Below are 19,191 nucleotides of genomic sequence, written 5' to 3'. Positions count from 1 at the left end.
TCTCCCCTTAAGATAGATTTGTTTCGCAAACTTACCAAGGATTTGAACAGTCATGAAATAACAGCCCAAAAAGTTTTCATTGGTCTTTTATGTCTGTGAATAATTACTGTTTCATAAACTACATTTGCTTATATAAAAGGATAATACATCCAAGATTTTAATAATATGTTAAATAGAATGAATTTTTCGTATATTACCTTTATTTAGAATGTGTTTTCTTATATCTCACCTTCATTTTGAAAATATGCCCGATTATGGAAAAATCCAATGTAAAATCAGCGGGTTACCGGCAAGTTTTGGGATATGCTCCGACCTTTTCAAGTCACTTGTTAGCTAGCATCCATTCAAGGGCTGCCTAAATAAAAAAAGTACATCCACTATCATCAAAATCAGGATCCAGCACAAAAAGACCCATTATAATCATGGGTCTCAGACTGTTGACAAACGTTTTTTTATGGCTTGTACAATTTGAACGTTGATTGAAACGCAGTGCACTCCCTTTCCGTGGGCGGTCCTCCCTCGGCTTGCGCCTGCGGGGTCTCGCACCATCCGTTTCATCAGCTTTGTGATAAAATTAAAATCTCTTTTGCCTACAGTCTTTATTGTTTAAAATAGAAGCATAAAAACTTGGGGTGATAAGGATGCTTCCAAACATGATTCTAATCAGCGAAATCAACTTGAAATGATTACTTTAGATTAACTGGTGCCAGCGAACCATTTGGTTCGAAAAATGGAGGCCGCCATTGACTTCGCATTCATATATGACTTGGTGAAAGATATGTATTCAGAGGTAGACGCCCAAGTACTAATCCAGTTATTTTAGTTAAACTGACATTTATTCAATATACCTTAGATATTCGCTCGATCGAGGTTTACTTTACCAACAAGATTTCATTTTTCCTTACCCCGCTACACGGTATTAGTAAGATCTATTTTTCAAATGTGCCTTTCACGACCGCTTCACCATCTTTGACCATGATTTGCCCCATCGCGATAACCCTATTTATTTCTAACGTTTGTTTCTTCAATATGATGATATCGGCGTCATTCCCTACCTCAAGCCGACCCTTCTTAGTGAGGTTTAAAATATTTGCCGGATTTTCCGTCACAACTCGTATGGCATCGGCAATTGACACTCCATCCTCGGTGACCGCATCTACGACAGAATCATATAAGGACATGCATGTACCAATGTTCAAACCGCGCAGGTTGCCACTGCCATCGAAGTCAGGCAGGCTTGCTTGCCCATCTGAAGTTAAGGTGATCTGCCTGATATCTACCCCTTCTTCTAGTGCTCTCTTTATTGCTGTACTTGCTTTGACCTCCCCATCTTCAAGGAACTTCTTGATCGTACTTGTCGTAAAATCAATATAACCCCCTTTTTTTGCATATTCCATCCCTGCTTTGAATAAATGCGGATTTCGATTTATATGTGTAGGGTAAAACTGTGTGATCGGTATTTCCGTTGTCTCGACAACTTCTTCAATTACCTGCAAATGGTTTTGACTGTAGCCGACATGAATGTTGACGATACCGCTTTTCCCAGACAACAGACCTCCATTACGCGCTTGAGAGGCCAATTTAGCCAGTTCAGCTACAGTCGGCTGTGAAGAACGATGATCGGCAATGGCAATTTCGCCAACACCGATAATTTTATCCACAAGAATCAAATCATCTTCGATCTTACCGGTTAACGTCTTGACTGGAACTTGATAGGAACCAGTATGAACGAAGCAGCTAATGCCTTCTTCTTCAAGCGCTCTCGCTTTAGCAAGCAGTGCTGGCATGGTCCTTGTCGTCCCATCTGTTCCGATGACCCCTACCAATGTCGTTATACCCGCTAAAGTGGCATCTGTTAATTGGATTTCTGGTGTCCTCGTTTTAAAGCCCCCTTCCCCACCTCCGCCGATAATATGTACGTGAGCATCTATAAAACCCGGAACCACAATTTGGCCACTCGCATCAATCACTTTCATTTCAACGAACTCTGCAGGGACATCAATCTTGTCCTCAATGAAGCCAATTTGCTTTCCAACCAAGAGGATATCTTTTTGGCCCATATATTCCGGACCATAAAGCTCCCCATTTTTAATAAGTGTTAGCATAGTTCGTTCCCCCTCCAAAAATTGAAATTTTCAAATAGGTTTCAAAATCTTTCACTCGGGTAAATATACAACATGACCCGCTAACAATTACATAAAAAAGACCAAACATACTTGTTCATTTTAAAAAGTGTTGTAGCTGAATTGACATCTTGATTATGCTTTTCCAAAAGTATAAAAACAAAAGGAGTAAACGACATGAATAAAGTGATTTCTTCTGATATTAAAACAAATAAAAGATTATCCATGCGACAAATCATGAACCTATATCAAGTTACAAAAGAATTTAAAGGGAATATATATTTTATCTGCAACCATAAATTGGTCGATGCCAAGAAACTTTCGACTTTCGTATCCTTTGTGCTCATTCTTCAAGAGTGTGCAACCATGAAAGTCATACTTGAAGGCGAGAATGTACATGCCATGCTAGAAAAAGTACAGGCTATTTGTAAAGAAAATGATGAAAGTGCATTTGGATTCCAATCGGACCAAACCGTTAATATTTAAATGATTCCAACTACGTCATGAAGAGGGTGTATAGAAGTGAGAACCATTTTAATGGTGATAGGCGCAATCGTCGTAATCGGCATAATAGCAAATCTCATTTTTTAATGAATGATGAAAGACTGTCAATGATTGACAGTCTTTTTTTTATGCTAATTTATTGGAAAGTACGGGCGTGCCATGCTCCCATTTCATGAAAATTACCACGGCACATCCCAATCCCTCCATTTTTTCAAACCATTCCGAATTTCTTTTCCTTTATCAATCCAATATTGCTTCCTTTTGTCCTCCTCTTCTTTCTTTACCTGTTGCTCAGCTATAACTGCCTGTTGTTTAGCTATAAGCGGTCCGATATCTTGAGTATTAAAAGATTGAGATGCTTGATTCTGTAATGCTCTCGACATTATTTTTTGAAAGATGATTGCAGTTCCCTGACTGCTGTGTGTCGTTAAATAATGCTTTTCATCCGTTTTATCATATCCAGCCCATACTGCACCGACCAACGAAGGTGAATAACCGATGAACCATTGATCTTTAACCCCTGATATTCCTTCGATGGGAACTTGTGTTGAACCTGTTTTACCTGCTATTTCATAACCCGATACAGCTGCGTTTTTCCCTGTGCCATATTCCACTGTACCAAGCAACATGGAATTCATTTTATCGACGACGCCTTTAGAGGTTACTTTGGTGCTTTCCTTTTTCCAGGCGGCTACCTCTTTTCCATCATTATTTTCTATTTTTACAATGGCATGGGTTTCCATACGTTCCCCGCTGTTGGCGAATGCTGAAAAGGCTCCTGCCATCTGCAGCGGGGACACACCTTTCTTCATCCCTCCTAAAGCAAGCGACAGATTTCGATCATCCTTTTCATAAGGAATCCCAAACCGTTTAAGAGAATCCAGCCCCTTATCGATGCCAATCTCATTCAAAAGCCAAACCGTTGGTACATTCAAGGAATTCATCACCGCTTCATACATGGGTACTTCTCCTTTATATACACCGCTCAGGTTTGTTGGCTCATATTCCCCAAAGCTCATTTTTTCATCCTTCAAAGGGGCAGTGATGCCGTATCCCTCTTCAACCGCTGGAGTATAAACGACAAGTGGTTTAATGGATGAACCAGGAGATCTTGTCAGCTGGGTTGCCCGGTTATATCCCATAAATTGATGCTTTCCTCTCCCACCGACAATTGCCCTTATCCCTCCTGTTTTAGGATCAAGGAGGACTGATCCACTTTGAACCATTTCTCCTGTACTCGTTCCAACTGGAAAATTGGCTTCATTCGCATACACGGATTCTGTAGCCTGCTGCATGGATTGGTCCAGTGTCGTGTATATTTTATAGCCCTTTGAAAGCAGGTCCTCAAGCTTTATTCCATATTTGCTTGATGCTTCCGATAAAACATGATCGACATAATAAGGGTACTTCCCTTTTAATGGATCGGTTTCCTTCTCCCCCATGTGAAGTGTCACTGTATCTTTTTTTGCAGCCGCTGCTTCATCTTTCGTCAAATAACCATGTTCCGCCATTTTAGAAAGAACCAAATTACGCCGCTTCACTGCCCCGTCTAAGTTCTTATATGGATCAAGTTTGGATGGCAAGTTAATGACACCTGCCAGCAAGGCTCCCTCGGCAACGGTCAATTCAGAGACCTCTTTGGAAAAGTAAATATTTGCGGCCTTTTTAATTCCCCATGCCCCATGGCCAAAATAAACTTGATTCAAATACATATCCAGAATTTCAGCTTTTGTATATTTATCTTCAACTTCCTGGGCCAGAAAAAACTCTTCAATCTTCCTCTTCAGTGTTCGATTCGACTCCAGCATCGTAATCTTCACAAGCTGCTGGGTAAGCGTGCTCCCTCCTTCAACAACACTTCCGGCCTTCGCATTTTTAATCAGCGCTCGCAAAATCCCTTGATAATCTATGCCGTGATGTTCATAAAAACGGTGATCCTCAATGGAAACCACCGCTTGTTTCATATGTTCCGGTATTTCATCTATCGAAACACCTTCGGATTTATTTGCCGTGATCGTGCTGGCAAGATTTCCATCCCGATCATAGATTCCTGTTGGTTGCTGAAGAATATTTTGAAGATGGCTTATATCTGCAACCTGTCTGAAATAAAAAAGTGAACCGGCGCCTAAAACCACAATCACCAATATAATAATTAGACCTAATTTCACTAACCCTCTCATTTGTACCCCCATTTTCCAATCTGCGACATGTTTCATTAAAAATATTTTACCCCTTTTATTAAAGAAAACTCGTCGATTGACTAAAAGGCCTAAGCTAAGTCGCCTTTTCTTTAGCACTATACCCGGGTATCGGTTTCGTTGCCGATGATACCCCCTTCACCGAATGAAAAATAAGCCCGCGACTAATTGAAGGACCAGGATTTTCATCCTACCATTTTTAATAATGACCGTATCTATCCTTTACCCGTAATTTGCAATCTATATACCGATTAATGGCGTGAACCCCTTAAAAAGTGGGTATAACACTTTAAAGACTTATAAAAGGGGAGAGATGGCATGAAAAAAAATTTAAAACATATTGTCGTCGCTTTTGATGGAAATGAAGAAAGTAAACGTGCAGTGGAATATGGAGCAACATTGAAAAAGGCCTTTCCTGAGGCCGAGCTGACCGTAGTTCATGTCCTATTTGATAAGGTTGAGCAGCGTATCATGGGAAACGCCTCGGCGCCGGGGTTTGTACCGGCTGCTGGATTTTATGTGGATCCCGTCCAGACACATCCCGTCGTTGAAGTCGAACAACCAGAAATTCAAATGGTCAATAACACCCCTTCCGCCGTTGAGAGTAGTGTTCAGAACGCAGAAAGTAATACGTTGAGATTGCTAAGTGAATGTCAAGTCAAGGGGAAATTCGAGATATTGGAAGGACATGCGCCAGATAGCGTATGTGAATATGCGGCAAGAACTGCTGCCGACCTCATCGTTGTAGGCAATAGCGCTAAAAGCGGTTTGGAAAAATTCTTTCTTGGCAGTACAAGCAGCTCCATTGCGAAAAACGCACCCTGTTCGGTATTCATTGCAAAATGAGGATTGAGCCGTTTCGCCCTGTAAGACTCAATTTGCTTAATCTCCGAAAAAAGCCGAATTCTTTATAGAATCCGGCTTTTTTTGTTAATAGGCTTTTTTCAGTAATACACTTGAAGCAGCCGAATATAACATCATCACCACAAGGGCCGATAAAATAAAACTGATCAGCATATAAGTCCCATTATAAATGAATGAATAAATCACTACTGGCTGTCCTTTTGGAGCTGCAGAGCCAAAAAACACGATTCCGGATATGAAATGACACAGAAACCTCAGAAAACTGCCCAAAAACATGCCGCCAATCCCATACCACTTCGCTTTGGAACGCTTTTCCTTTTTATAGCTATTTACAAACTTATTCATGAATACACCGGATATCCCGACAACCGTAAAGGCAAGATAATAATCAATGAAGCCTTGAATCGGCGTGCTGATCCATGCTGTACCACTGACGATCTGCAAAAGCCCAAGTAACAATCCGGTTAACATACCACCTTTGATGCCCCACCGATATGCCATCAGAAAAATCGGTACCATGGCTATTGAAATCGAGCCTCCTTGCGGCCAGATTCTTGAAAAAATGAATCCAGAAACCAAATCCAGTAATAAAGCCAGTGAAGCAAAAATGGCAACCTCTGTCATGAATAACGTTTTATTTTTCATCATGTCTCTCCCTTCTCCAAAAATGAAAAATGTCCATGAGTTCCCTCCCTGCCAGATTTTGCACAAACAAAAAAGCAACACCGGGGCGGTAATGGATGCCCAGTATTGCTTGTATCCAAAACCACATCCCTACGCTAGTGTTAACTATCAGGTTCATAGGGTCTGAACTCAACCGTTCACTCTCAGCCTTTTGGCTCCCCTTGTGGAAGTATTTAATTTTCGATCCTCGGTTAGAATATACTACTAGTTTCTATAAAAGACAACTTAAAGAAAATGTCATATCATAAAAACTTACCACTCCCATATTTATGGAGGTACCCTTTCTTTTAACCAACTTCAATACATCTGCAATTAACCAGGTTAGATGGCTAAATGCAACAACTTTTCTATAGACTCACTAAGGTTTGTTTTGATATCTTTTAATTTACACCGGGGAGGGATTAGACATGGATAAACATTCGATTTCAGCTGAAAAAGGCGCCTACATAAGCATTGCCGCTTACATATTCTTGTCTGCTCTTAAATTGTCATTCGGTTATTTCGGTGATTCTAAAGGGCTTTGGGCAGATGGTTTAAATAATACGACCGACATCATCGCTTCCATAGCCGTATTGATTGGTTTGAAAATTTCGAAGAGACCTCCTGATGATAATCATTCATATGGTCATTTACGGGCAGAAACCATAGCCTCGCTGGTAGCTGCCTTCATCATGATTACCGTGGGCATCCAGGTTGTTTACAGTGCTATAGAATCCTTCTTCCAGCAAGATTCAACAACCGTTCCAAATATGCTGACCGGTTATGTCGCTCTTTTCTCTGCAATCTTCATGTACGGAATCTACCGTTATAACTTAGCGTTAAGTAAAAAGATCAACAGCTCTTCCATCTACGCCGTTGCACAGGATAATCGTTCCGATGCCCTTGTCAGTGTTGGTGCTTTTATAGGAATCATCGGTACTAAGATGGGAATCCCTTGGCTGGATGCGATAGCTGCTGCTGTAGTAGGGATCATCATCTGTAAAACGGCCTGGGATATCTTCCGTGATGCATCCATCTCTTTAACCGATGGTTTCGACGAGCAGCTCCTGCAAAAGATCGGACAAACCATTATACTGACAGAAGGCGTTAAGGACATGAGTGAAATTAAAGCCCGTATGCACGGAAGTGAAATCCTGCTCGAAACTACCGTACATGTTAACCCTCTTTTGACCGTCATCCAAGGTCACGATATTACGGTTAAAATCGAAGAGAATCTTTTGAAGGAATATAACATCCAGCATGTGATCGTTCACATTGAACCATATGCATTTAATAAAAAAGGTAACCGTCATTAACTTTGCGGATACCTTTTTTTATTATTAAATCCTGCAATTCCTTTAATAAAACTGTGTCAAAAAAAGGTATTTATCGATTAATTGCCGAATATTTATCCAATTGACACATGTGTAAAAAACATTAATCTGTTATCATAAAAGCAAAATAATTATTTTAATATTTTGTATTTTATTCAAATAAATTAATTTCTGGGTCGAAAGTAAAATTCATTTTCCTACAGTATGGAGGGCAAAATGGTATCTAATCGAGAAATGACCATTCACTTTTTATCTTCTCAAAAAAACAGCATCATTTCCAAATGGAAAGATCAGTTGCTCCATTTATCGGACGGATATATGGGGTATTTTAAAGGAGAAGTGGAACATATTTTCAATCTGCTAATGGATCAGCTTGGGAAATCGGATACTGACATAGACGATGTACTGAAGGTCGTAGGTGAAAAAATTGCGTGTGATCGAGTCAATAAACAATTGGATATGGAAAATTTCTTTTCCACTGCAACCATCGGCAGATCCACCATCGTTGAGCACGTTTTGAATTCCGAGGCAACGAAAGAAGAAGTATCCGATTTAATTAAGCAAATAAACGTTTACTTCGATAAACTAATTCATTTTGCATTATCCTGTTATACCGAATTGAAAACGATGGAACTTAAAGAACACTATCAATTCATTAGCCCAAACCATAAAGACCGTTTGACGCTCCTTGGCCAAATGACCTCAAGCTTCGTCCATGAATTCCGAAATCCACTGACTTCCATAATGGGATTCATACAATTGTTACAGGCAGAGCAACCGCAGATAAAATATCTTGATATCATTTCAAAGGAATTGGATCAGCTCAATTACCGGATCACTCAATTTCTTAATATTTCCAAAAAAGAAACTTCAGAAGCACAAACTGATCTATTTTCGATTGCTCAGCTAGTGAATGAGGTAATCGAATTTTTATATCCCAGCATTTTGGAAGTAAATGCTTCGATAACATGTAATATTGCCGATGATGCCGTCATTTCCGGTTCTAAAGAAGAGTTTCGCCAAGTTTTACTTAATATCATTTTAAATGCTCTTGATGTGGTCGCCGGAATGCCATCCCCGTCCATTTATATATCAGGCTCTGAATCACCACCCGGCATTCTTACTTTAAACATTTCCAACAATGGGCCAAAGATACCGGACGAAGTCCTGCCGAATATTTTTGAACCATTCATCACCACAAAAAAAAGGGGAACGGGATTGGGACTATTCGTCTGTAAAGAAATCGTTTTAAAACATCAAGGAACCTTATCCTGCCACTCTACCGATTTCCTGACGACCTTTTCCATACAATTGAAAACTAAATAATGGATAAATATCCTTATTTCCTTGGGTTTTCAGTTTGAAATTTTTGACTGATTGGCGTCCAGTTACTTATACTAATAGTTAGGTTCCACTACTAATCGAGGTGAATGACCAATAGTTTGAAAATAAAAACCATCATAATTTCATACAAGATAAACGATACTTATTTTTCTTCTAACATTTAATACACTACCATCAGTTCATTCATTATTGGTTTTGGGAGGTGACTGGGATAATTAAGTCGTTCGGTACATCAGGCGATTCAATTAAGTCCCACACTAATTGGACATATTAAGTTTTTTATTAGTCATTATTTTAATCGCTTTAACTGCCTTTTTTGTAGCTTCGGAATTTTCGATCATAAGGGTTCGCAGCTCTAGGATTGATCAATTGATTGAAGAGGGAAACAAAAAAGCCATTGCGGCCAAGAAGGTTACATCCGATCTGGATGAATACCTATCCGCCACACAGCTTGGAATCACCGTTACCGCTCTAGGATTGGGGTGGCTAGGACAACCGACCATCCTCAAATTGGTTGGGCCTTTATTCAATGCCTTGAACATCCCACAAGAAGTCACAAACATTCTGACATTTGTCATTTCGTTTTCCCTGATAACGTTCCTGAATGTGGTTGTAGGTGAATTGGCTCCAAAGACCGTTGCCATCCAAAAGGCCGAGCAAGTAGCCTTGGCTATTGCCAGCCCTCTGATTTTTTTCCATAAGATTGCCTTTCCCTTCATCTGGATATTGAATCATTCTTCTCGTTTCGTTGTCGGATTATTTGGCTTCAAGCCTGCATCCGAAAGTGAAATAGCACATACGGAAGAAGAATTGCGTTTCATCCTATCTGATAGCTATAAAAGCGGAGAGATTAACCAATCGGAATTTAAATATGTCAGCAACATTTTTGAATTCGATGACCGTGTTGCTAAGGAAATCATGGTTCCTAGGACAGAAATCATGACCATATCAAAAGATGAAACGGTACAGGAATTCGTCGATGTGGCCAAATTGGAGAAATACACTCGATATCCTGTTGTCGAAGGTGATAAAGACCATGTCATCGGCTTAGTGAACTTAAAGGAAGTCTTCTCGGATCTTATAAAGAATCGTGAAATCCACATCAAAGCGATTGAAAATTACGCTCGTCCGATCATTCGAGTCATGGAGAATATACCCATCCACGATTTGCTGTTGAAAATGCAAAAAGAACGCATTCATATGGCTATTTTGATGGATGAATACGGCGGAACTTCGGGCCTTGTCACAGTTGAAGACATCCTAGAGGAAATCGTTGGGGAAATTCGTGATGAATTCGATATCGATGAAGTTGCATCAATCAGGAAAATTAAGGATGGACACTATATATTAGACTCTAAACTTCTTGTAAAGGAAGTGAATGATTTACTTGGCATTCACTTAGATGAAGATGATGTCGATACTATAGGAGGATGGGTCCTTACTGAAAATTATGATGTGAATGTAGGGGACATCATGGAAAAAGACGGATTCTGCTTTAAAGTGATTGAAATGGAAGACCACGCCATTCGTTCCATCGAGGTAACAAAAAAGGTCGTACAGCTTCCTTTGGAAGAGGACCTTCCCCAAGGATAATTATTTAAGAAAAGCCACGTATAAAGTCATTTTACGTGGCTTTTTGTGTTCACTTATCGGATAACCGTCCCATTTTTTTGACCGTTACGATTGGAGGCGTAGTATTTTTTTTCCATATGATATAAAGCATAATAAGGACAACGGAAAAACCAGCTCCCGGAATTATATAAGGTGCAGTTATTTCCCTGATTTGCTGCCAATTTTCGCCGAGGATCCGTCCTAAGGATAGAAACAAAATGGTCCAAGGGATGACAGCGGCAACCGTATAAAATATAAACTTCCAAACAGACATCCTTGCAATTCCCGCAGGGATGGAAATGGCATGGCGAACCACAGGAATGAATCGAGCCGTAAAAATCACGCCTACCCCATAACGTTGAAACCACTCTTCAGCCATTACGATATGATTTTCTTTAATTAAAATATATTTTCCATACTTTAAGAGAAAGGGCCGTCCGCCATAATAACCAGCCCAATAAAGAAATAATTGTGCCATCGTCCCACCTACCACACCTGCAAGGACAGCTCCCCAAAAAGTCATTTTCCCCAGGCCAACCAAATAACCACCGTATCCGAGAACAAGCTCACTCGGGATGATTTCAACCATCAGCCCCAATAAAATCCCCATATACCCCATTTCTGCAAACCAATTCAATATAGTCATAATAAGCTGTGATATCATGCAATCGGACTCCCCTTACCGCTGATTTCAAATTGTTTGTCCTTCTATCCTATTTCAGCTTATAAGGTTCTATTCGATTTTTCATATCCTGCTTCACTTTATATCACTTTTAGGAATGCACAAAAAAAGACCAGCTGATATGTGCTCCGGTCTCATTGCATCAATATTCTTTTAGCTCCCGTTTTTGGGAAAATTGAGAAAAATCAGCCGTGGTGGGTAAGGATGAATCATTTTGTGAAACATTAGTGAAAATCTCCTGGCGTGATTTCGTTTTTTCAATATGAATCCCGAGATTTTTATACTTGTTGATCATTTGATTATTCATGCTTACCCTCCCTTTCAGCTGTATCGTTATCCATTAACTTCCCATTTAACGAAAGGATAAAACCTATTTAAAACATTCCTTCCAAAAAAACATTTTACACGGAGTCAATTTACTTGAATGGTTTGCAGTTGATGTTCATGCACTTCATCTTTTTCTACATGTACCTGCACCTTATATGTTCCCGATTCTTCAAATGATACCTTATTTTGATATGTACCATTTCCATCTTCTTCTGCTTTGGTGAAATGACTCTCCTCACTGCCTTCCTTCCACACCTCGAAATTCACATCTGCATTTGTCAGTGGCTTCCCATCCAATTCTACGTTTGCTTCAAAGTTCGAACTTTTTCCTGCCTTTACAGGGTTACTTTGAAACTCGATTGATACATCCGTACTCGGATGAGCTGATGCACCTTCACTTTCATGTTCTGGAACGACAACTTCTTTTGCCGGCATCACATGAAGGCCTTTGGCAGTTACATGGGAAACCACAATATATTTGCCTTGTTCATCAAATGTATGCATCACTTGATACTTGCCACTTCCAGTACTCTTCGATTCCAGCATTGTCCGTTTATCCTGTCCGGACTTTCTCACTTCAAACATTACCTCATCAGCTTCATTCACCAATTGGCTTCCTTGTTTTACTGTCGTTTCAAGAATGACTTCTTTTCCAGGCTCCAATTTCCCTTTAATGACGATCGATGCATCCATCGATTCTGGAACAGCGCTGTTCACTTCTTTATCCTCTGGCATTTCAGACTCTTGGCACCCAGCCAGCATGAATAACAACGCAGAACACATATAGAATTTTTTCATAATAACTTCCCCTTACAATTTATTTGACTAGAAATCTACTCTTTCCATATTCCCCATCCTTTCCTTTTTTCGGATTTTTATACATCATCCACATCAACCAGTTCTCATCACGGTAACTGAAGTCAGCATGGCTACCGCGATGATGGTTAAAAATGAATATAAAAAAATGGAAGTCCCTACAACGCTTAATCCGCAAAGCAGTACGCATCCATCAATGATAAAAATCAGCAAACCGACATTGAGCCCACTCTTCCTGGAAAGGATCTGTGCCAACATATCCGTTCCGCCTGTAGAGGTCCCATACCGAAGCATCAAGCCTATTCCAAGGCCAATCAACCCTCCCCCAATTATCGCACTTACATATATGGGGAGATCCCATCCGGTGACGGCATCGGAAAAAATATCGATGCATAAAGAGGAAAAAAGCAAGCCATGCAAGCTGTTCAGAAATAGTTTTTTTTCAAAGAACCAAGCATATATATATAATGGAATGCTGCTCAAAATCACACCAAGGCCTGTTGGCAGTCCAAAATAGTAATGAAAAATCAGGCCAATACCTATCATGCCCCCATCCAATAAATGAAAAGGTATCAGAAAAAAATTGATACCCACACCCACTAGCATGCTGCCGGCAATGATCGCTGCCATCCTTTCCATGATTTTCATGGCCGCCACCCCCATTAATCTGCATTAAAACCTGTCCAGTTTCTATAGAATATGTTTATACCGTCCAAAAAATAATGAAACTGACCAATTTTTTATGAAGCAGGTCCTCGGTTTTCTGAATATTCTATAATAGAATGCAATAAAGTAAAGAAAACAGTCAAATATCGCTAAATATTAGCTCAAATTGATCCTTTACAAGCAATTTACCGGATTTAAGGAGCCGTAAGCTATTTGACTGAATCATTAACTCTTTCTATAATGAAAGTATTTAAATTAATTAAATTGAGGTGATTTGATGGGGCATTAAAGAATGTTCGTTTTGACGGACGGACGCTGCTTTGCGTAACGGATATGTGCATATTCTTGAAAAATGGCTGCACTCCTTCATACAGAAATTCTTCTATTTCCCGTCTACGCATCGCTTATCGGCATATACTTTTATTCTCTTCATCACTTAAAAAAATGGGAGTTCAAGCAGCTGCACATCCATATACCATAGCTAGTTTGAATGATTCCCGAAAATATTCAGCAAGGCAAAAAAAATATACTTGTATATTTTAAAATGTAGGAGGTGGACTCCTTATTCGTCTCGTAGGCGAGTTAAGGGAGACTATTTGGACATAATAAACTTGGTTCTTATTGCCATTTTAATTGCTTTAACAGCATTTTTTGTAGCTACGGAGTTTGCGATTGTTAAAGTGAGAAGCACGAGGGTCGATCAATTAATTGAAGAAGGAAAGCCGAATGCACTTTCAGCAAAGAAGGTAATATCCAACCTGGATGAATACCTCTCAACATGCCAGCTCGGGATTACAGTTACCGCTTTAGGGCTTGGGGTGCTTGGGGAACCGACAGTTGAAACCATTTTGCACCCGCTCTTAAATCAATTGAATCTTCCAGATTCCGCTTCACAAGCACTCTCAGTTGCAATTGCCTTTTTTTCCATTACCTTCATACATGTGGTTGTAGGGGAATTGGCACCGAAAACATTGGCGATTCAAAAAGCGGAGCAAGTAACATTATTGGTTTCCAAACCTTTAATTGGTTTTAACAAGGTCATGTATCCTTTCATCTGGGTACTGAACGGCTCTGCAAGGACGCTTACAAAAATGCTAGGATTAAAAGCAGTTTCCGAACATGATTTGGCTCATACAGAAGAAGAGCTACGTATCATTGTTTCTGAAAGCTACAAAAGTGGCGAAATTAACCAATCAGAGTTTAAATATGTGAATAAAATTTTTGAATTCGATGATCGGATTGCAAAAGAAATCATGGTTCCACGTACAGAAATAGCAACGGTATCCAAAGATGATACGATCCAACAGTTTTTCACCGTTATGGCGGAAGAGAACTTTACACGATATCCTGTCATCGATGGGGATAAAGATCATGTTATCGGAATGGTCAATATCAAAGAGCTATTCACAGAAATGATCGACAAGAACAACCAGGCCGCATCAGTGATCAACCGATATGTTCGTCCGATCATACGTGTCATTGACAGCATCCCTATTCATGATTTACTTTTAAAAATGCAAAAGGAACGCATTCACATGGCTATCCTCATGGATGAATACGGCGGTACATCAGGTTTGGTGACCGTTGAAGATATCCTTGAGGAAATCGTCGGCGATATCCGCGATGAGTTCGACCTGGATGAAGTGCCGGATGTCCGCAAATTAAAAGAAGATCACTATATCATTGATGCCAAGGTATTAATCAGTGAAGTGAATGATTTACTTGGATTGGATATCAACGATGAGGATATTGATACGATGGGCGGATGGATCCTTACCGAGAATTACGAAGCCAAACAAGGTGATATCCTGACTTATGGTCCCTATAACTTTAAGATAAAAGAAATGAAAGATCACCATATCTGTTATATTGAAATATATAAACCAGCTAAAGTCGTAAGCGAAGTAAAAGAATTTCCGATGATATCACAAACTGAAATTGTTTCATGATAATAACCCCCTTTCCTAATTGACATTAGGAAAGGGGGTTATTTTTTTTCAACCGGTACATGAAATAAAATAAATACATATTATATAAAACCTGCTGCATTTAGATTGAATGATAATAATTAAGTATAGTTCTACCTTTATTGTTTCATACTGTTAGAAAAGCGATACTTTTTGAAGGAGTGAGGAATTATGAAACTCATAACCATTTGCCAACACTGCAAAGGGAAAGGGAAAACCCGTTTTCTACAATTCTTTTCCCGGGACTGCAATCATTGCAAGGGTCAAGGAAAAGCGATAAAAGATATGTCAAATTTAAGAAACCAGGCAAAAAACCTCTAATAATCTTTCATATTTTGAAGTTGGATTTAATGACACCAGTTTTTTTTAACGTATCATAAACGATCAATATCGAAGGTCCAAGGAAAAGCCCAATGAAACCAAGCATTTTAAACCCTAAATAAAGACTGACCAACGATGCCAATGGGCTCAATCCCATATTTGCTGAATAAATTTTTGGTTCGATGGTCCTTCTTATAATGGTAATGACCAGGAACAGGATAACGAGGCCAATCCCTAGATGATGGTTTCCTTGCGCCCAAACAATTATTGCCCAAGGAACCAGTACAGACCCCGTCCCCAAGATAGGAAGAATGTCCACAACAACTATTAACAGTGCCAATGGAATCGTATACTTCACATTTAACAACCATAGTCCTCCATAAGCCATGATGAACGTAATTAAACTCAATAGGATTTGTGCCTTGATGAAGCCAACTGCTGCTATACTTAAATTTTGATAAACTAGCGATATCTTTTGATAGGTGGATATCTTCAAATAAAGGAATGCCTTTTTTCTTAACTTTGGCAATTCAAGACTAATTAAGAATAAAGCGATTAAATAAATTAAAAAATCAATGAAAAATCCCGGAATAAGCGTAACGAATTGCACCATATCCTGAACAAAGCCCTCTGTGAACCCCTCTAGAGCCTTGACCCCCTTTTCCATCGTTTGTTCTATTGACAGAATGAGATTTGGCGGCAATGTTTGGGAATATCGTTCCCACTGCCTTATGACTGGCAATATCGCCGTCAAATACATTTCACGTATGAATCCAGGAAATTCTTCAGAATAGACAATGATCTTCTTGATTAAAACCGAAAAGGAAAAATAAGTGATGCTCATAAGCCCGCCTACATATAAAACAAATGAAATCAATACTGCCCAAAGCCGATGCAGTTTTGCCGTTTCACCAATCATGCGGACCAATCCATCCAATAGAATGGCTGTGAGTAATGCTAAAATCAAAGCCCATGAATAGGGAATGACGATTAATATGCCTAAAAGGAAAATACCCCTCCAAAACCAGCGGAAAAAGACAGCGACATTCACTGAACAAACCCTCCTTGCACTTTCTTGTTCTCCTTATATTTATGAAACTGGGTCACATATATTTCGCTTATACGTTTTATTTTCTCAATAAAGGGAAAAAGAGTTACAAAGAGATGGAGGGATTGACATTGGATAATAAAGATAAAGAAAAGTATCTTGAAGAACGCAATGATAAATCCAAGGCATTCAAAAAAAATCAGGAAAAACAGCTGGAACGTGATCAAGTAGTCATGCCCATTGAAGATTTACCAATTGATGAAATTAAATATGAACGACAAGAAGAAAGAAATAAAAAGGAAACAAAACACCGCTCCACCAGCGACAGGTTTTAAAGCAAAAACCAGCCACTAAAGAGGCTGGTTTTTTGTTTGCGGGATATCTTTGCATTCAGCTTCAAAGTGTGCTATTTGGCAGCCCTTTTCTTGAAGAAATACAGTTACCGATATGGGCACCTTTTGAATGATGGTATTTTCCATCCCCGTTTTCACCATTGCTTTTTTTATCATATCTGCTTTTCATGGGAAATCAGTCTGTTTTCCATCAGGTTACGGGCAAAAAAATTCATTTACATGGAAAAAAATATGCGCATCCATTATTAAGCTTCCTCTTATCAGCTTGTATATCCTTCCCCCATTGTGAGGATTTTGCGAGTCTGGGTTCTCGATTAATTCTATTCATTCAGCCATTATCTTTCCCATTCCTGAAGTGTTTCCAAAAATAAACATTGACTGAAATAAATGATTCATTACAATAGACTTTTAAGAATTAAAGAATATAATGGACTGGTCGACCATTATAAAGGAGAATCCTATGACGAACCCTACTCAATTATTTCATCAATATTTACAAGTATCCAGATCATTAGTCAGCAAAATGAATGAACAAATTACAGCCCTTGAAATTTATCATAATCAGTGGACAATCCTGAATTATTTAAAAAACTGTGGATATTCCACAATCCCAGATATCTGTAATTACTTGGATGTAGATAATGTTATTATCACACGTTCGGTCAACAGCATGGAACAGAATAATATGATTAAACAGGTCCCTGGTAAAGATGAACAGGAAAAACGGATCGAGCTGACTCCCCGGGGCAAAGAGGTACATACAAAATGCCTTAAAATTGCAGAGAAAATTGAAGGAAAAGCCCTGGATGGCATTACTGAAGAAGAACAGGACTTGTTTTTCCAGACGGTCCTTAAAATCCTCAATAATATAAGAAACTGAATGGGTGTCTTATATTATTGTTGAGAGAATCACGGCCTTTCCATTTTCCTGTACGAATCAAGCTATAGCCATACCTTTTTTAAAAGTCGGATTCCTTCTTCGATTTCCCTTTCGGTTAAACCACCGTACCCAATCAAAATAGTCGGCCCTTTTACGTTTTTTGAGTGATAAACCGAAGTTGGATGGACTGTAACCCCAACACTGGCAGCTTTTTGAATGAGCTCTGACTCACTTATGCCGTTTTTTACTTTTAAAAGAACGTGTAATCCTGACTTTTCACCGATTACGGCTACATGATCATGGAAATTCTCTTCAATTGCATTCAGCAACACCTTATTCTTTTTACGATAAATCGTACGCATTTTATTCAGGTGGCGTTCCCAATGTCCATTTATCATAAAAAGACAGAGCGTTTCCTGAATAATTCTGGAAACGGTCTGTTTGTATCCTATTAACTTCTGCTGATAGTCGAAAGCCAACTCCTTGGGTAAAACCATATAGCCCACCCTGATTGACGGGATTAGCGACTTTGAAAACGTGCCAAGATAGATGACCTTTCCATTTGTGTCCAACCCCTGCAAGGATGGAATCGGTTTACCTGCATGACGGAATTCGCCGTCATAATCATCTTCAATAATATAACCCTCTTTTTCTACTGCCCAATTCAATAATTCCACCCTTCTAGTTATCGGCATGATCATGCCGGAAGGAAATTGATGGGAAGGAGTGACATAGGCAACATTCGCTGCACTCTCTTTCAAAGAGTCCACACTAATTCCACCTTCATCTAATGGAATGAAAGCCATATTGGCTCCCTCCAACCTCAGTACCTCCCTAACCCGATGAAATCCAGGGTCTTCCAACCCAAAAATCCGCTCATTTCCAAGAAGCAACAGCAGAAGATGGATGAAATACTGTGTACCTGCCCCAATGATGATTTGATCAGCGCCACAGCGAACTCCTCTCGATTGAAATAGATAGGAAGAGATCTCAGCCCGGAGCCCCCATTCCCCTTGGGGATCACCACTCATGAACATTTTTCTTTCCTGTAGATACAAAGTATTGTTTAAGCATTTTTTCCACACAGCATGCGGGAAAGAATCCATGTCCACCCGGCCATGATTGTAATCGATCATATTCCTTTCATCCTTAGGGCCCATCTTCTCTTCGGTAACATGCAACGGTTCATTCAAAGGTGAGATCGGTTCTAAATCAGCTACGTAAAAACCTTTCCTTAATTGACTTTCCACATACCCTTCTGCCATCAACTGCTGATAAGCAGTATCTACTGTATTAAGGCCTATTCCTAAATGCATGGCTAGTTTTCTTTTAGAAGGCAGTTTCATTCCTGCCTTTATTTGCCCATTCTCGATTTCCGTTTTAAAGTATTTATACAATTGGACATATAAAGCTTCTTTATTCGTCTTATCTAAGGTTAGAGTGATTTCAAACATTTGGTCCTCCTAAAAACTGGTTCCATAAATTATATC

General features: G+C 39.4%; 18 protein-coding genes, 1 pseudogene and 1 riboswitch. Of the genes and pseudogenes, 9 read left to right on the top strand and 10 right to left on the bottom strand.

The window, feature by feature from the left end; all coding sequences use genetic code 11:
* Positions 1 to 700: 700 nt before the first annotated feature.
* Positions 701 to 867 (top strand): annotated as a pseudogene (locus tag AC1DVK_RS12515) (transposase); the annotation flags it as partial.
* Between the two features lie 62 nt (positions 868 to 929).
* Here the strand turns inward: AC1DVK_RS12515 and iadA are convergent.
* A complete protein-coding gene (gene iadA / locus AC1DVK_RS12510; protein ID WP_477626587.1) occupies positions 930 to 2,105 on the bottom strand; it encodes a beta-aspartyl-peptidase in 1,176 nt (391 codons plus the stop codon).
* 195 nt (positions 2,106 to 2,300) lie between these two features.
* Here iadA and AC1DVK_RS12505 point away from each other — a divergent pair, with 195 nt between their 5' ends.
* Positions 2,301 to 2,609: a hypothetical protein gene (locus tag AC1DVK_RS12505; protein WP_477626586.1), complete on the top strand. Its 309-nt coding sequence runs from the start codon at positions 2,301 to 2,303 to the stop codon at positions 2,607 to 2,609.
* A 197-nt stretch (positions 2,610 to 2,806) separates the two neighbouring features.
* Here the strand turns inward: AC1DVK_RS12505 and AC1DVK_RS12500 are convergent, their stop codons facing one another.
* Complete coding sequence (locus tag AC1DVK_RS12500) at positions 2,807 to 4,843, bottom strand: transglycosylase domain-containing protein (protein ID WP_089363756.1); 2,037 nt, start codon at positions 4,841 to 4,843, stop codon at positions 2,807 to 2,809.
* Between the two features lie 300 nt (positions 4,844 to 5,143).
* Here AC1DVK_RS12500 and AC1DVK_RS12495 point away from each other — a divergent pair, with 300 nt between their 5' ends.
* A complete protein-coding gene (locus AC1DVK_RS12495) occupies positions 5,144 to 5,671 on the top strand; it encodes a universal stress protein (protein ID WP_410861978.1) in 528 nt (175 codons plus the stop codon).
* Positions 5,672 to 5,755: 84 nt separating this feature from the next.
* Here AC1DVK_RS12495 and thiT read toward each other — a convergent pair whose 3' ends face one another.
* Complete coding sequence (thiT, locus tag AC1DVK_RS12490; RefSeq protein WP_477626585.1) at positions 5,756 to 6,334, bottom strand: energy-coupled thiamine transporter ThiT; 579 nt, start codon at positions 6,332 to 6,334, stop codon at positions 5,756 to 5,758.
* Between the two features lie 109 nt (positions 6,335 to 6,443).
* A riboswitch (TPP riboswitch) is annotated at positions 6,444 to 6,545 on the bottom strand.
* Between the two features lie 235 nt (positions 6,546 to 6,780).
* Here thiT and AC1DVK_RS12485 point away from each other — a divergent pair.
* From AC1DVK_RS12485 to AC1DVK_RS12475, 3 genes are all read left to right on the top strand, one after another.
* Positions 6,781 to 7,668, top strand: a complete 888-nt coding sequence (locus AC1DVK_RS12485; protein ID WP_125161088.1) for a cation diffusion facilitator family transporter — start codon at positions 6,781 to 6,783, stop codon at positions 7,666 to 7,668.
* A gap of 234 nt (positions 7,669 to 7,902) precedes the next feature.
* On the top strand, positions 7,903 to 9,012 hold the full coding sequence (locus AC1DVK_RS12480) for a histidine kinase N-terminal domain-containing protein (RefSeq protein WP_477626584.1): 1,110 nt from the start codon (positions 7,903 to 7,905) through the stop codon (positions 9,010 to 9,012).
* Between the two features lie 279 nt (positions 9,013 to 9,291).
* Positions 9,292 to 10,623: a hemolysin family protein gene (locus AC1DVK_RS12475; RefSeq protein WP_410861981.1), complete on the top strand. Its 1,332-nt coding sequence runs from the start codon at positions 9,292 to 9,294 to the stop codon at positions 10,621 to 10,623.
* Positions 10,624 to 10,672: 49 nt separating this feature from the next.
* Here the strand turns inward: AC1DVK_RS12475 and uptA are convergent, their stop codons facing one another.
* From uptA to AC1DVK_RS12455, 4 genes are all read right to left on the bottom strand, one after another.
* On the bottom strand, positions 10,673 to 11,302 hold the full coding sequence (gene uptA / locus AC1DVK_RS12470; protein ID WP_061465991.1) for an undecaprenyl phosphate transporter UptA: 630 nt from the start codon (positions 11,300 to 11,302) through the stop codon (positions 10,673 to 10,675).
* A gap of 163 nt (positions 11,303 to 11,465) precedes the next feature.
* Positions 11,466 to 11,630: an Lmo0850 family protein gene (locus AC1DVK_RS12465; protein ID WP_477626583.1), complete on the bottom strand. Its 165-nt coding sequence runs from the start codon at positions 11,628 to 11,630 to the stop codon at positions 11,466 to 11,468.
* A 104-nt stretch (positions 11,631 to 11,734) separates the two neighbouring features.
* Positions 11,735 to 12,448, bottom strand: a complete 714-nt coding sequence (locus AC1DVK_RS12460; protein WP_477626582.1) for a FixH family protein — start codon at positions 12,446 to 12,448, stop codon at positions 11,735 to 11,737.
* Positions 12,449 to 12,541: 93 nt separating this feature from the next.
* Positions 12,542 to 13,114, bottom strand: coding sequence for a YitT family protein (locus tag AC1DVK_RS12455; protein ID WP_410861983.1), 573 nt, complete (start codon positions 13,112 to 13,114; stop codon positions 12,542 to 12,544).
* A gap of 614 nt (positions 13,115 to 13,728) precedes the next feature.
* Here AC1DVK_RS12455 and AC1DVK_RS12450 point away from each other — a divergent pair.
* Complete coding sequence (locus tag AC1DVK_RS12450; protein WP_289338042.1) at positions 13,729 to 15,081, top strand: hemolysin family protein; 1,353 nt, start codon at positions 13,729 to 13,731, stop codon at positions 15,079 to 15,081.
* A 346-nt stretch (positions 15,082 to 15,427) separates the two neighbouring features.
* On the opposite strand, the gene ytvI is transcribed toward AC1DVK_RS12450, so the two are convergent.
* Positions 15,428 to 16,471: a sporulation integral membrane protein YtvI gene (ytvI, locus tag AC1DVK_RS12445; protein WP_176431975.1), complete on the bottom strand. Its 1,044-nt coding sequence runs from the start codon at positions 16,469 to 16,471 to the stop codon at positions 15,428 to 15,430.
* Between the two features lie 128 nt (positions 16,472 to 16,599).
* Between ytvI and AC1DVK_RS12440 the strand changes: the two genes are divergently transcribed.
* Positions 16,600 to 16,803 (top strand): hypothetical protein, encoded by a 204-nt coding sequence (locus AC1DVK_RS12440; protein ID WP_081108978.1) that lies wholly within the window; start codon positions 16,600 to 16,602, stop codon positions 16,801 to 16,803.
* Between the two features lie 15 nt (positions 16,804 to 16,818).
* Here AC1DVK_RS12440 and AC1DVK_RS12435 read toward each other — a convergent pair whose 3' ends face one another.
* Complete coding sequence (locus AC1DVK_RS12435; protein ID WP_477626581.1) at positions 16,819 to 16,977, bottom strand: hypothetical protein; 159 nt, start codon at positions 16,975 to 16,977, stop codon at positions 16,819 to 16,821.
* A gap of 304 nt (positions 16,978 to 17,281) precedes the next feature.
* On the opposite strand from AC1DVK_RS12435, the gene AC1DVK_RS12430 reads away from it, so the two are divergent.
* Positions 17,282 to 17,701: a MarR family winged helix-turn-helix transcriptional regulator gene (locus tag AC1DVK_RS12430; protein WP_061461943.1), complete on the top strand. Its 420-nt coding sequence runs from the start codon at positions 17,282 to 17,284 to the stop codon at positions 17,699 to 17,701.
* A 62-nt stretch (positions 17,702 to 17,763) separates the two neighbouring features.
* Here AC1DVK_RS12430 and pdxR read toward each other — a convergent pair whose 3' ends face one another.
* The gene (gene pdxR, locus AC1DVK_RS12425) at positions 17,764 to 19,155 is read right to left on the bottom strand and encodes a MocR-like pyridoxine biosynthesis transcription factor PdxR (RefSeq protein ID WP_410861986.1); all 1,392 of its coding nucleotides are present in this window, start codon (positions 19,153 to 19,155) and stop codon (positions 17,764 to 17,766) included.
* Between the last annotated feature and the right edge of the window lie 36 nt (positions 19,156 to 19,191).

Source organism: Peribacillus sp. P4_B1 (genome assembly GCF_056402395.1).
Note: the sequence above shows the minus strand (reverse complement) of the source record. Positions and strands in the feature narration are given on the sequence as shown.